The organism is Nocardioides korecus, from assembly GCF_054778395.1.
Genome location: NZ_BAAGZO010000003.1, coordinates 121,629 through 135,348, shown reverse-complemented (window position 1 = coordinate 135,348; position 13,720 = coordinate 121,629). Strand labels below are relative to the sequence as shown.

Below are 13,720 nucleotides of genomic sequence, written 5' to 3'. Positions count from 1 at the left end.
CGTCGACCCCGGAAGGCCACCGTGACCACTCCTGCCGCTCCCCCGTCCGGCCCCTTAGGCCCGTCGGGCCCGACCGGCCCGTCGCGCCTCCTGGCCCGCGGGTCCTGGGTCGAGACCTCCCGGGTCACCGAGCTGCTGCGCCGCGAGACCGTGGGCGGCGCGCTGCTGCTCGTGGCCACCGTGGTGGCGCTGGTGTGGGCCAACTCCCCCTGGTCGGGCGCGTACGACGACCTCAAGGCGTTCACCGTGGGCCCCGCGGCGCTGCACCTGGATCTCCCGCTCAGCACCTGGGCGGCCGACGGCCTGCTGGCGATCTTCTTCTTCGTCGCCGGTCTCGAGGTCAAGCGCGAGTTCGTCGCCGGTGACCTGCGCGAGCCGCGGCGGGCGGTCATCCCCGTGGTCGCCGCGGTCGGCGGGATGGCGGTGCCGGCCGGGCTCTACGTCCTGGTCAACCTCGGGACCGGCGGTGGCGCCCTCCAGGGATGGGCGATCCCGACCGCGACCGACATCGCGTTCGCGGTGGCCGTGCTGGCGGTGATCAGCACCCACCTGCCCGCGGCGCTGCGCACCTTCCTGCTCACCCTCGCCGTCGTCGACGACCTGCTGGCCATCACCGTGATCGCGGTCTTCTACACCCGCTCGCTGGAGCCGCTGTGGCTGCTGCTGGCGCTGGTGCCGATCGCGGCGTTCGGCGTGCTGGTGCAGCGGCGGGTCCGGACCTGGTGGCTGCTGGTGCCCCTGGCGCTGGTCGCCTGGGCGCTGGTGCACGCCTCGGGGGTGCACGCCACGGTGGCCGGGGTGCTGCTGGCGCTGACCGTCCCGGTGGTCCGCAGCGAGGCCGCCGGTGGCCCCGACGCGGGTCCCGGCCTGGCCGAGCACCTGGAGCACCGACTGCGTCCGCTGTCCTCGGGCGTCGCCGTCCCCGTCTTCGCGCTGCTCGCCGCCGGCGTGACGGTCGGCGGGTGGGCCGGGCTGAGCGCGGCGCTCGGCGACCGGGTCGCGCTGGGGATCGTGCTGGCCCTGGTGGTCGGCAAGACGGTCGGCGTCCTCGGGTCGACGTACGTCGTGGCGCGCTTCACCCACGCCGAGCTCGACGACGACCTGGCCTGGGTCGACGTGCTGGGCCTGGCCGTGCTGGCCGGCATCGGGTTCACCGTCTCGCTGCTGATCGGCGAGCTGGCCTTCGGTCCCGGCAGCGCCCGGGACGAGCACGTCAAGATCGGCGTGCTGCTCGGGTCGGTGCTGGCCGCCCTGCTCGCGTCGGCGCTGCTGAAGGTCCGCGACCGCACCTACCGCCGGATCTGCGCCGAGGAGCAGCGCGACGAGGACGCGGACGGCGTGCCGGACGTCTACCAGCGCGGGTGAGCGCGGGCCGGTTCAGGCCGAGCCGTAGCGCCGCGAGCGACCGGCGTACGTCTCGATGGCCTGCCACAGGTGCCGCCGGTCGACGTCGGGCCACAGCACGTCGGTGAAGACCATCTCGCTGTACGCCGCCTGCCAGAGCATGAAGTTCGAGAGCCGCTGCTCCCCCGAGGTGCGCCAGACCAGGTCGGCGTCGGGCAGCTCGGGGACGTAGAGGTACCGCGCGAAGGTGCGCTCGTCGACGCGGTCGGGGTTCAGCCGGCCTGCGGCGACGTCCTGGGCCATCGCGCGGGCGGCGTCGGCGAGCTCCGCGCGGCCGCCGTAGTTGACGCACATCGTCAGGGTCAGCACGTCGTTCTCGCGGGTGAGCTCCTCGGCGACCTGGAGCTCCTTGATCACCGAGCGCCACAGCCGCGGCGCCCGGCCGGCCCAGCGCACCCGCACGCCGAGCTCGTGCATCTCGTCGCGGCGGCGGCGGATCACGTCGCGGTTGAAGCCCATCAGGAACTTCACCTCGTCCGCCGAGCGCGACCAGTTCTCGGTGGAGAAGGCGTACGCCGACACCGCCTTGACGCCGATCTCGATGGCCCCCTCGACCACGTCGAACAGCGAGCTCTCGCCCTGCTCGTGGCCGGCCGTGCGGGGCAGCCCGCGCTCGCCGGCCCAGCGGCCGTTGCCGTCCATGATGATCGCGACGTGGTGCGGCACGAGGTCGGCCGGGACCTCGGGCGCGGTCGCCCCCGACGGGTGCGGGGTGGGGGTGCGGACCGCGGCCCGCGCGGGCAGGACCTTGGAGCTGCGACGCACTTCTCACCCCTCGCTGACGTAGGGCATGGATCGTAGGCCCCGCTCGAGGTGCCAGGCGACGTACGCCGAGACCAGCCCGCGGGCCTCGCGCCGGTGCTTGTGCTCGGCCGTGTGCACGACGTCCCACTCCCCGGCCAGCAGTGCGCCGAGCAGGGTCAGCGTCTCGCCGGCGGGGTTGGCCGAGCCCGGCACGCGGCACGTCGTGCAGAGGGCGCCGCCGGCGGCCGGGCTGAAGGCGCGGTGCGGGCCCTCGAGGCCGCAGCTCGCGCAGGCCCAGAACGACGGGGCGTAGCCGGCCACCGAGAGCGAGCGCAGCAGGAACGAGTCGAGCACGTCGTTGGCGCGGTGCTCACCGCCGGTCATGGCCCGCAGCGCGCCGACGAGCAGGAGGTACTGCTGCACCGAGGGCTGCCGCTCCTCCGAGACCAGCCGCTCGGCGGTCTCCAGCATCACGCTGGCGGCGGTGTAGCGGTCGTAGTCGCTGCTGATCGAGGCGCCGTACGGCGACAGGGTCACCGCCTGCGTGATCGTGTCGAGGTTGCGCCCCACCGCCAGCTGCAGGTCGACGTGGGTGAAGGGCTCGAGCCGGGAGCCGAAGCGGGAGCTGGTGCGCCGCACGCCCCGGGCCACGGCGCGGACCACACCGTGCTGGCGGGTGAGCAGGGTGATGATGCGGTCGGCCTCGGCCAGCTTGTGCGTGCGGAGCACGATCGCTTCGTCGCTGTAGACCGGCATGGCCCCATCCTCCCCCGTGGCCCCACCGGCCTCGACCTCGACAGGCCCGACAGGCCCTTCTCGCGGTGCCGGTCAGGCGGAGACCCGACCGGCGGGGTCCGCCCCCTGAGTGGACGGGACCTGCGCGGATGGGACCTGCCCCGACGGGATCTGCGCCGACGGGACCTGGGCGACCGGCTCGACCTTCGCCGTGGCCCCGGCCAGCGGCAGCCGCACCTCGAAGGTGGAGCCCTTGCCGACGACGCTCGTCACCCCCATCGTGCCGCCGTGGGCGTCGACGATGGTCTTGGCGATGGCCAGGCCCAGGCCGACGCCGGGGATGGCGTCCCCGACCACGGAGGTGCTGCGGAAGAACGTGGTGAAGATGGCCTCCTGCTCGTGCGGGGCGATGCCGCGGCCGGTGTCGCGCACGCGCACGACCACCTCGTCGTCCTCGACCTGGACGGCACCCACGACGTGGCCTCCGGCCGAGGTGTACTTCACGGCGTTGCCGAGCAGGTTGTCGAAGACCTGCGCGAGCCGGCCCGGGTCGCCCTCGACCTCCGCGGTGGGGGCGTCGTCACCCAGGACGTCGAGCCAGATCATCTGGCCGGCGGCCTCGGCCGCACTCGTCCGGTCGCGGACCGAGCGGGTCAGCACGTCGGCGACCCGCACGCGCTCCACCTCGATCACGCTGGCCACCGACTGGAGGGCCGAGGAGAGCAGGTCGTCGACGAGGCGGTGCAGGCGGTGGGCGTTGCGCTGCACGGTCTCCAGGTAGTGCCGGGCCGGCCCGGGCAGCTCCTCGACGTCCTCCAGCACGACGTCGACGTAGCCGTTGATCGAGGTCAGCGGGGTGCGCAGCTCGTGGCTGACCGAGGCCACGAACTCCTCCTTGATCCGCGAGGCCAGCACCAGCTCGGTGATGTCGTGGTAGGCGAGGACCGCGCCACCGAAGCTCCCGTCCGCCTGGTCGTACGGCGTGGCGCTCACCGCCAGCGCGCGGCGCTGCGTCGGCTCGCGACCGACCCAGACCAGCAGGTCGCGGAAGGCCTCGCCCTTCAGCGCGCGCATCGTGGGCATCTCCTCCGAGGTGACCGGGGTGCGACCGTCGGCGGCGTAGACGTAGCCGGTCTGACCGGCCTGGCCACCGTGCCCGCCGGGGTAGGCCAGGGCCAGGAACTCCACCTGGCGCGGGTTCATCGAGTCGTAGGCGCCAGTCGCGTCGATGGCCACGAGCCCGACGTCGACGCCGTGCACGATGGTGCGGGTCAGCCGCCGCTGCTCGGTCAGGTCGGAGACGGCCTGCTCGAGCCGGTCGGCGGCCGAGTTCCGCTCGCGGAGCTGGTCGGCCCACAGCTCGGCGGTCAGGCAGGTCACGAGCGAGACCACGATGGCCATCATCGTCATCTGCGAGATCCGGGAGAAGGACTCCACCGTGGCGCCCAGGCGCCACCCGGTCGGGACCACGAAGGCCACCAGCACCGCCCCGGTCACCAGCGCCACGCCCCGGCGCCCGAACTGCAGTCCCAGCCACAGGGCCGGGAAGACGACCGCGACCCCGACGGCGGTGCCCGGGGAGAGCCGCATCACGCCCAGGGCCACGATGTCCAGGACGGGCAGGAGCACCGTGCAGCGCGGCGGGAGCACACCGGTCCCGACCAGCCAGGCAGCGGCGGTCACCAGGAGGACCAGGGACGCCCCCAGCCCGAACCAGACGTCGAGCGGGCTCCGGGTGACCAGGTGCAGGACGGCCTCGAGCAGCACCGGGACCAGCACCACCCCCTGGGCCGCCCGCGGATCGGCGTGCTGACCGGACAGCAGGTCGCGCACCGCTCCGGAGAGCAGGGTCCTCCGTCCCACTGCCACCACCCCTCATCCGTGCTCGACCCGTCCCCACCGGGTGTGTCCCACCGGTGGGGACGTTCGGGCAGGAGAGTAGTCACAACCGAGCCCCACGGGTCCGGAATGGTGGAGGTCGGCAACGGCCCCCTCAGCCGGAGAGCGTGCGGGCCCCGCTCCGGGCCGCCCAGCACTCCTCCACGAAGTCCGCGGCGAGGGTGCTGAGCCGGGCGGGGCGCAGCCGCCACTCCAGGATCCCGTGGGCCTCCACGAAGCGGGCGTTCGGCATCTCCTCGGCCAGCATCGCGGCGTCGGCGGCCGGGTGCACGGGGTCGTGGGGGTGACCCACGACCAGGGCGGGGACGGCGATCCCCCGACGCAGGCGGCTGGAGGGCGCGACCCGGCCGAAGAAGATCCCGTGGATGGCCGCGGCCATCGGGGCCGGGCGCTGGTCGAGGGTGTCGAGCACGATGCCGGTCCAGAACGGCACCAGGCGGCGCGGCACGCTGCGGGCGGCCAGCCGTACGCCGCTCACCGACAGCGGCAGGAAGCGCGAGACGAACAGCAGGGGCGCGAAGGCCAGGATCCCGGCCTCGAGGGCGTTGTCGAGCACCGGCATCTCCGCGATCACGCCGCGCACCCGCTCCGGGGCCATCGTGGCGACCTCGAGCGAGACGTTGGCCCCCAGCGACGTGCCCCCCACGACGGCCTGGTCGACGTCGAGGGCGTCGAGAAGCGCGACGACCTGCTCGCCGAAGGCCGTCATCGAGTAGAGCAGCGGGTCGTCCGGGCGGTCCGAGCGGCCGTGGCCGAGGAGGTCCAGGGTGATCACGTGGGCACCGCGCCCGGCCAGGTGCCGCGCCAGCGGCTGGTGCATGCGGCGTGGCATCAGCTGGCCGTGGAGCAGGACGACCCAGTGGTCGCCCGACCCGTGCTCGGTGAACTCCAGGCGGTGCCCTTCGTGGAAGAACTGCCCGACGCGCTCTGGGACCAGGGACATGCCGCCAGCCTGGCACGACCGGGGCCCGGGTGTGGGCACCTCCGCCACCCGCGAACGTCGGCGATTCGTCGGTTTCGAGAGGTTCTCGGGCTCATACTCGCCTCGTGGACGCTCAACGACGGAAGACCGCCGTCGACGCTGCCCTCCTGGTGGCGGTCCTGGGGGCCGCGACGACCTCGTTGTCGTGGCGTCCCACCCCCGACGCGGTCGCCACCTGGTGGCCCGCGGCCGGCCTCTCGGTCGCCCTGCTGATCCGCTGCCGGCGTACGTCGTGGCCGCTGCTGCTGCTCCACGTCGCCGGCTGCACCGCGCTCGCCTCGGTGGTGAGCGGCCGGCCGGCGTGGGCGAGCGTCCTGATGGGCCTGGCCACGGCGGTCGAGGCCCTGGTGGTGACCCTGGCGTTGACGTGGGGACGCGATCCCGAGCAGGTGCGCCGCCTGGTCCGGCCCGAGGAGTTCGCCCGGATGCTGGTGGCCGCGGTCCTGGGGGCCGCCACCATGGGCGTCGGCACGGCCCTGACCATGCTCGTCGTCCACGAGCCGGTGTGGGCCAGCGCGCGGGCGGTGGCACCGTCGCACCTCGCGGCCCTGCTGGTCGTCCTGCCCCTGGCGCTGGTGCCGGTCCGGCTCGGCACCGCGCGGCTGGACGGCACGCCGGGTCCGCTGCCGAGAGGGTGGGAGGCGGTCGCCCAGGTGCTGCTCCTGCTCGCCTCCCTGGGGCTGGTGTTCGCCACCCCCTGGCCGCTGGCCCTGACGTTCCTGCCGCTGCCCCTGCTGGTCTGGGCCGCGCTGCGGCTGCCGCCCTACCTGGCCGCGGTCGAGGTGGCGGTCCTCGCCGTGGTGGCGACCGCGACCACGACGGCCGGGGTCGGGCCCTTCGCCCGGGGCGGCTCCGGGCTGCTCGACCCCCTGCTGGCGGGGGCCCACGTGCAGGGGTTCCTGGTCTGCGCCGCCCTGCTCGCGGTGCCCACGTCCCTCGCCGCGTCCCAGCGGGCCGACCTCATGCACGGCCTGCGCGCCGAGCGCGAGCTGAGCGCGTCGATCGTGGACTCGACCGCCACCATCATCTTCGTCACCGATCCCGGCGGCACCATCCTGCAGTGCAACGACACCCTGACCCGGATGACGGGGTTCACCCGGGAGGAGGTGCTCGGACGCAGGTTCTGGGAGTGCGACCTGATCGCCCCCGACCGGGTCGAGACGGTCCGCGCCATCTTCGCCCACCCCGACGGGTCCGGCGTCCCGGAGTTCCGCGAGGCCGACGCCCTGACCAGGTCCGGTGAGCGCCTGCGCGTGATGTGGAGCAACAACGTCGTGCGCGACGCGCGCGGCCAGGTCCTGCGGGTGGTCTGCACGGCGACCGACGTCACCAGCGAGCGCAGCTCCTCGGGCCTGGTGCGGCACCTGCTCGAGGCGCCGGTCGCGACCGCCCTCGTGGCCCTGGACGAGCGCGGTCACATCTTCCTGGTCAACCACGGCGCCGAGGAGCTCCTGGGCCACAGCGAGGCCGACCTGGTCGCGCAGCCGGTCGACGCCGTGGTCAGCTCCCCGCACGCCCGCGCGTTCATCACCGGCGGGCCGGTCTGCCCCGACACCGGACCCGGCACCGGCTCCGGTACCGGCTCCGACGGCTCCCCCGCCGCGGCCTGGGGCCCCCTGGTCCCCTCGGCCTGCCCCGCGCGGGTCCCGGAGACCCACGACTGGACGTGGACCCACGCCGACGGCACCGAGCTCGTCGTCTCCACGACGATCAGCGTGATCACCAACGTCGTGGGCCGCGTGACGGGCTACCTGTGCGTGGGGCGCGACGTGACCGAGCAGCGCCGCACCCAGGCGATGCTGGTGGCCGCCCTGCGCAAGGAGCGCCACGTCTCGGACCGCCTGCGTCGCCTGGACTCGGCCAAGAACGACTTCGTCTCCACGGTCAGCCACGAGCTGCGCACCCCGACCACGAGCATCGTGGGCTACACCGAGATGCTGCGCGAGGGCGCCGCCGGCCCGGTCTCCCCGGGCCAGGAGGTGATGCTGGACGCGATCGCCCGCAACGGCGAGCGGCTGATCTCGGTGGCCAGCGACCTGCTCACCCTGGCCGGTCTGGAGTCCACCGACCCGACGGCGTGGTCGCGCGACCCCGTGGACCTGGTCGAGGTGGTGGCCCAGGCCCGCGAGGCCGTGCACCCGCTGCTGGTCGGGCGCGACCTCGAGGTGCGGGTGGAGGTGCCGAGCACGCGGATCGTGGTGCAGGGCGACGCCACCCACCTCGACCGGGTGCTGATGAACCTGTTCAGCAACGCGGTCAAGTTCACCCCGGACGGCGGGCGGCTGTGCTGCGCGCTGCGCGAGGAGGACGGGCACGCCGTGCTCGAGGTCAGCGACACCGGCATCGGCATCCCCGCCGACGAGCAGGGCGAGCTGTTCACCAAGTTCTTCCGGTCCTCCACCGCCCAGGACCGCGCCATCCAGGGCACCGGGCTCGGCCTGTCGATCATCGCCTCGATCGTGGCCGCGCACGGCGGCACGGTGGGGGTCCGCTCCGCCCACCTCGCCGGGACGACGGTGACGGTGCGGCTCCCCCTGGCCGCGGAGCGGCTCGGCGTCTGACGGCCGCGGAGCGGCTCAGCGCCGGTTGATCGCCGACACCACGGCCTTGAGCGAGGCCGTGACGATGTTGGCGTCGAGGCCGACCCCCCACAGGACCTGCTCGCCGACCGCGCACTCGACGTACGCCGCCGCGATCGCGTCGCCGCCCGAGGACAGGGCGTGCTCGGCGTAGTCGAGCACCCGCACGTCGAAGTCCTGCGGCAGGGAGTTGACCGCCTCGACGAAGGCCGCGATCGGGCCGTTGCCCGACCCGGTGAGCTGCGTGGGCTCGCCGTCGACCAGGACGCCGACCTGGAGCTGGTCCTTCTCCCCCGCGGCCGCCGAGGTGTGCACCGAGTCCAGGCGCAGCGGCGTCTCGCGGGTGAGGTACTCGGCCTGGAAGGTGGCCCAGATCGCGGCCGGGCTCATCTCGCCGCCCTGCCCGTCGGAGGTCGACTCCGTGCTGGCCTGGACGACGCGGCTGAACTCGATCTGCAGCCGGCGCGGCAGGTCGAGCTTGTGCTCGGACTTCATCACGTAGGCGACGCCGCCCTTGCCGGACTGGCTGTTGACCCGGATCACGGCCTCGTAGGTGCGGCCGACGTCCTTCGGGTCGATCGGCAGGTACGGCGCCTCCCAGGGCTGCTCGCCGACCGGGCGACCGGACGCGGCCGCCTGCTCCTCCAGCGCCTCGAGCCCCTTCTTGATCGCGTCCTGGTGCGACCCGGAGAAGGCGGTGTAGACGAGGTCGCCGGCGTAGGGGTGGCGGGGGTGCACAGGCAGCTGGGTGCAGTACTCCACCGTGCGCCGGACCTCGTCGATGTCGCTGAAGTCGATCTGGGGGTCGATGCCCTGGCTGAACAGGTTCATCCCGAGCGTGACCAGGCAGACGTTGCCGGTGCGCTCGCCGTGGCCGAACAGGCAGCCCTCGACGCGGTCGGCGCCGGCCATCTGGGCCAGCTCGGTCGCGGCGACGGCGGTGCCGCGGTCGTTGTGCGGGTGCAGGCTGATGGTGGTGTGCTCGCGCCGGGTCAGCTGGCGGGAGAACCACTCGATCTGGTCGGCGTAGACGTTCGGCGTCGCGACCTCGATCGTGGCGGGCAGGTTGAGGATGATCTCGCGGCCGTCCTCGGGCTGCCAGACGTCGGAGACCGCCTCGCAGACCTCGAGGGAGAACGGCAGCTCGGTGCTGGTGAAGATCTCGGGCGAGTACTCGTAGCCGATCACGGTCTGGGCGAGGTTCTGCTCGGCGTACTTCATGAACAGCTCGGTGCCGCGCACCGCGATGTCCTTGACCTCGTCGCGGCTGGCGCGGAAGACGACCTTGCGGAACATCGGGGCCAGCGCGTTGTAGAGGTGGATGTTGGCGTGGTGGATGCCCACCAGCGACTGCGTCGTGCGCTCGATGAGGTCCTCGCGGGCCTGGGTCAGCACCGAGATGGTGACGTCCTCGGGCACCTTGTCGCGCTCGATCAGCTGGCGCACGAAGGAGAAGTCGGTCTCGCTGGCCGAGGGGAACCCGACCTCGATCTCCTTGTAGCCCATCTTCACCAGCAGGTCGAACATCCGGTGCTTGCGCTCGGGCGACATCGGGTCGATCAGCGCCTGGTTGCCGTCGCGCAGGTCGGTGGAGAGCCAGCGCGGGGCCTGGGTGATCTGCGCCGAGGGCCAGGTGCGGTCAGGCAGGTCGATCGGAGGGAAGGCGCGGTAGCGCTGGAACGGCATGCCGCTGGGCTGCTGGGTGTTGCTGAAGCCGGAGTGCTGCAGGGTCATCGGAGATCCTCGGGGTCGCTGCGGGTGCGGGCCGGGCGCGTCGAGCTCTCCGCGGGCGAGGGGTCCGGCTGGATCAGACCTCGCCGCGGCAGCGAAGGAGGAGGCTGCGCGTCATCGTCGACCACCCTAGCCCAGGACCCGAGGACCGTCGCACCGGCGCCGGGCGGGGCCTGCGAGGACCGGGGCGAGGACCCCGGCGAGGCCCCGGCGTTGGGGGGCCACCGGCCCTCAGGCCTGCGGGAGGCGGACGGTCACCGTGGTGCCCTCGCCCTCCACCGAGGCGACGTCCACGACGCCGTCGTGCCACTCCACGACGCTGCGCACCAGCGACAGGCCGAGCCCGGTGCCCTGCACCTCGTCGGCCACCGACAGCGAGGAGCGGTAGAAGCGGGTGAAGAGGCGGTGCTGCTCGTCGGCGGGGATGCCGATGCCGCGGTCCACGACCTCGAGGACGACGTCGCGGCCCCGCTCCCCCAGCCGCACGACGACCCGGCCGCCGCGGTGGCTGAACTTCACGGCGTTGTCGAGCAGGTTGAGCACGACGCGCTCGATCTGCGTGCGGTCGAGCAGCGCGTCGGGGAGACCGTCGACCACCTCGAGCTCCACCTCGACGCCCGCGGCGGAGGCCACCGGCGCGAGGGCCGCGCGGCACTCGCCGACGAGCGGGCCGAGGGCCACCGGGACGAGGTCGAGGTGCACCTGGTCCGCGTCGTACGCCGAGAGCGTGAGCAGGTCCTCGACCAAGGAGGTCAGGCGGCCGACGTTGCGCTCGATGATCGCCATGCCCTCGGACACCCCGGCGTCCAGGGGCCCCATGCCGCCGTCGCTGAGCAGCTCGACGTACCCCGCGATGCTGGTCAGCGGGGTCCGCAGCTCGTGCGACACCGTGGAGATGAAGGCGTCCTTGGCCCGGTCGAGCTCCTCGAGCCGGCGCAGGGACTCGCGCTGCTGCTCGTGGGCCTGCACCTGCATCAGGGAGACCACCAGGTCGTGGGCGACGCCCTGGCAGATCGCCAGCTCGCGCTGCTGCCAGGCGCGCGGGCGCACCGACTGCAGCAGCAGCCACCCCACGACCTCCTCGCCGACCGCGACGGGCACCGCGGCCAGGGCGCGCACGCCGAGGCCGCGCACGAGCTCCTCGGCCCCGTCGGCCCCGACCCGCTCGTCGTCGGCGACGTCGTCGACCTGGAGGGCCGCGAGGCTCTGCGCGGACTCGAGCAGCAGGGTCGTCAGCGGCTCGGGCAGCTCGACGAACGAGCGGGGCCGGGGCAGGCGCGCGGACTCCGGGGAGCTGCTCCAGGACCCCTGCACGGCCGAGAAGCGCTCGGCGTCGACCAGCAGCACGTCGCAGCGGTCGACCAGGGTGGCCTGGCCCACCGACTCCGCCGCGCGGTTGACCAGCTGGGAGGAGTCGAGGTCCTGGCGCAGGGCGCGGGCGAGGTCGTTGACGACGCGGGTCTGGTCGTCGCGGTCCAGCAGCTCGCTCTGGACGGTGCGCAACTCCTTGACCGAGTCGTAGAAGTCGGCCGTGGCGCGCTCGCCGATGGTCTCGGCGGCCTGGCGCAGGGCCCGTTCTCGTCGCAGCTGGCGTCGCAGCTGGCGGACCTCGGTGGTCGGGTCGGTGCGGTCCGGGGTGCTGCCCGGTCCGAGCGAGGACGAGAGGAGTTCCACTGGGTGCTCACCTTTCTGGGACGGCCCCCCGACCGTGCTGCTCGTGCGATCGTACGTCTTGCCCGCCGGCCGCCGACCTCAAACCTGCCCCAGGTCGAGGGCTCGGGCGCAGGACGAACCTCGTGGTTTCCCCCGCCCGCACCGGCCCGACGCTACGATCGCGTCGTCGTCGACCGGGAGCACGGTCGGAGCTCAACGACCGAGGGAGCACGTGGTGCGTCGTACGCCGTCGACGGGGTGGTTCGCCGCCCTGCTGGCCTGCTTCGTCGCAGCCGCGCTGACGGCCTGCTCGAGCGCCCCGCTCGCCCCGGCCTCCTCCCCCGAGCGCGGCGGCGCCAGCGGGGCCGCCCCGCGCCTGGGCGCCTGCTACGTGCTGACGCCGAAGGACACCGCCTCGCCCACCTCGAGCGCGCCCTCGGTCCCGTGCACGCAGCCGCACACCGCGGAGACCTTCGCGATCGGCACGCTGCCCGCCTCGACCGGGAGCGACTACCGCGACCGGGCGCACGGGCGCTACGTCTACGGCACCTGCGAGAAGGCGTTCGAGAAGTTCCTGGCCCTCGACGAGTCGCGGGCCATGCGGGTGACCCTCAGCTGGGCGTGGTTCCGCCCCTCGCAGGCCGACTGGAAGGACGGGACCCGCTGGTACCGCTGCGACCTGGTCGGCGGCACCGCCCAGGCGACCTCCTACCAGCGGCTCCCGACGACGGCCAAGGGCCTGTTCCGCGCCAAGCCACCGGAGCAGTGGTCGCTGTGCGCGCAGGGCCCCAGCGTGCTGGCCTCGAAGAAGGTCGGGTGCACCCAGGCCCACGACTGGCGGGCCGTCACCACCGTCAAGCTCGGGAAGCCGAAGGCGGCCTACCCCGGCGACCGGCTGGTGCAGGTGCAGTCCCGCGACTTCTGCTCCGACTCGGTCGGGGCCTGGATGAACTACCCGGTGGACTACGAGTTCGGCTACACCTGGTTCCACGAGGCCGAGTGGAAGGCCGGCAACCGCCGGACGATCTGCTGGGCCAAGACCGACCGCTGACCCCCGGAGGCCCCGTGCGACGTACGCCGACCCGGCGGACCGGCCGCGGGGAGGCCCGACCGGTCCGCGCCGCCCTGCTCGTCCCGGTCGTGGTCGCGCTCGGCGTCCTGACCGCGGCGTGCTCGGGCGGCGAGCCGGCGGCCGGGCCCACCAGCCGCACCGGCTCGCCCTCCCCCTCCGCCACGAGCGCCGCCCCCACGCCGAGCACGCCCCCGGCCCCGGCACCGCAGGTGGGCAGCTGCCACCGCCTCGACGTGCGCAGCGCCACCGCCGCGACCGACCCCGCCGCCGCGGTCCCCTGCCGGGGGCCGCACACCTCGGTGACCGTGCGGGTGGGGCGCCTGCCGGCCGACGCCGACGGCCACCTGCTCGCTGTCGACTCCGCCCGGCTCGCCGACCGCCTCCAGCGCACCTGCCCGCCCACGGCCCCCGCGGTCGTCGGCGGCGACGTGACGGCCCGCCGGCTCACCGTGCTCCGGACGGTGTGGTTCACGCCGACGGTGGCGCAGGCCGAAGCGGGCGCGGACTGGTTCCGGTGCGACGTCGTCGCCCTGCTCGCGCCCGGACGGCTCGCGCCCCTGCCCGCGTCGGTGCGCGGGCTGCTCGGCTCCCCCGCGGCCCGGGCGCGGTTCGGCACCTGCGGCACGACGGCTCCCGACGCCCGCGGCTTCCAGCGGCTGGCCTGCTCCCAGCGGCACGCGTGGCAGGCCGTCGCGGTGGTGGACCTGCCGGGGGGCACCCGGTTCCTGGACCGGGCCGCCGGGGACGCCGCGGACGCCCGCTGCCGGGCGGTGGCCTCGGACCGGGCGGGCGGGGCGCTACGGTTCAGCTGGGCCTTCGAGTGGCCGCAACGGGCCGCGTGGGACGCCGGCCAGCGATACGGCTGGTGCTGGGTGCCCCAGGCCTAGGTGCACGAGGCCCGCGCGGCCCTGCGGCCCGCTT

At 74.0% G+C, this 13,720-nt stretch carries 10 protein-coding genes; 4 read left to right on the top strand and 6 right to left on the bottom strand.

Annotation, left to right across the window (positions count from 1 at the left end; all coding sequences use genetic code 11):
• The first annotated feature begins 21 nt into the window (after nucleotides 1-21).
• Nucleotides 22-1,365 (top strand): Na+/H+ antiporter NhaA, encoded by a 1,344-nt coding sequence (gene nhaA, locus ACYVDA_RS06800; RefSeq protein WP_460816389.1) that lies wholly within the window; start codon nucleotides 22-24, stop codon nucleotides 1,363-1,365.
• Nucleotides 1,366-1,377: 12 nt separating this feature from the next.
• Here nhaA and ACYVDA_RS06795 read toward each other — a convergent pair whose 3' ends face one another.
• The 4 genes from ACYVDA_RS06795 to ACYVDA_RS06780 all read right to left on the bottom strand — a co-directional run bounded on the left by ACYVDA_RS06795 (nucleotide 1,378) and on the right by ACYVDA_RS06780 (nucleotide 5,725).
• Nucleotides 1,378-2,169, bottom strand: a complete 792-nt coding sequence (locus ACYVDA_RS06795; RefSeq protein ID WP_460816387.1) for an isoprenyl transferase — start codon at nucleotides 2,167-2,169, stop codon at nucleotides 1,378-1,380.
• Between the two features lie 3 nt (nucleotides 2,170-2,172).
• Entirely contained in the window at nucleotides 2,173-2,904 is a 732-nt protein-coding gene (recO, locus tag ACYVDA_RS06790; protein WP_460816385.1) for a DNA repair protein RecO, read from the bottom strand.
• 72 nt (nucleotides 2,905-2,976) lie between these two features.
• On the bottom strand, nucleotides 2,977-4,746 hold the full coding sequence (locus ACYVDA_RS06785) for a sensor histidine kinase (protein ID WP_460816383.1): 1,770 nt from the start codon (nucleotides 4,744-4,746) through the stop codon (nucleotides 2,977-2,979).
• A 130-nt stretch (nucleotides 4,747-4,876) separates the two neighbouring features.
• Nucleotides 4,877-5,725, bottom strand: a complete 849-nt coding sequence (locus tag ACYVDA_RS06780) for an alpha/beta fold hydrolase (protein ID WP_460816380.1) — start codon at nucleotides 5,723-5,725, stop codon at nucleotides 4,877-4,879.
• Between the two features lie 104 nt (nucleotides 5,726-5,829).
• On the opposite strand from ACYVDA_RS06780, the gene ACYVDA_RS06775 reads away from it, so the two are divergent.
• Nucleotides 5,830-8,325: a PAS domain S-box protein gene (locus tag ACYVDA_RS06775; protein WP_460816378.1), complete on the top strand. Its 2,496-nt coding sequence runs from the start codon at nucleotides 5,830-5,832 to the stop codon at nucleotides 8,323-8,325.
• A 15-nt stretch (nucleotides 8,326-8,340) separates the two neighbouring features.
• On the opposite strand, the gene leuA is transcribed toward ACYVDA_RS06775, so the two are convergent.
• Together leuA and ACYVDA_RS06765 are read right to left on the bottom strand one after the other, a co-directional pair.
• Nucleotides 8,341-10,077: a 2-isopropylmalate synthase gene (leuA, locus tag ACYVDA_RS06770; RefSeq protein WP_460816376.1), complete on the bottom strand. Its 1,737-nt coding sequence runs from the start codon at nucleotides 10,075-10,077 to the stop codon at nucleotides 8,341-8,343.
• 228 nt (nucleotides 10,078-10,305) lie between these two features.
• Nucleotides 10,306-11,748 (bottom strand): sensor histidine kinase, encoded by a 1,443-nt coding sequence (locus ACYVDA_RS06765; RefSeq protein ID WP_460816374.1) that lies wholly within the window; start codon nucleotides 11,746-11,748, stop codon nucleotides 10,306-10,308.
• 214 nt (nucleotides 11,749-11,962) lie between these two features.
• Here ACYVDA_RS06765 and ACYVDA_RS06760 point away from each other — a divergent pair, with 214 nt between their 5' ends.
• Entirely contained in the window at nucleotides 11,963-12,778 is an 816-nt protein-coding gene (locus ACYVDA_RS06760; RefSeq protein WP_460816372.1) for a septum formation family protein, read from the top strand.
• Nucleotides 12,779-12,792: 14 nt separating this feature from the next.
• Entirely contained in the window at nucleotides 12,793-13,686 is an 894-nt protein-coding gene (locus ACYVDA_RS06755; RefSeq protein WP_460816370.1) for a septum formation family protein, read from the top strand.
• Nucleotides 13,687-13,720 lie beyond the last annotated feature (34 nt).

What these genes read in the sequence shown, in the direction of transcription:
- recO (WP_460816385.1), bottom strand. Translation starts at nt 2,904, where the DNA reads ATGCCGGTCTACAGCGACGAAGCGATCGTGCTCCGCACGCACAAGCTG.
- ACYVDA_RS06780 (WP_460816380.1), bottom strand. Translation starts at nt 5,725, where the DNA reads ATGTCCCTGGTCCCAGAGCGCGTCGGGCAGTTCTTCCACGAAGGGCAC.
- leuA (WP_460816376.1), bottom strand. Translation starts at nt 10,077, where the DNA reads ATGACCCTGCAGCACTCCGGCTTCAGCAACACCCAGCAGCCCAGCGGC.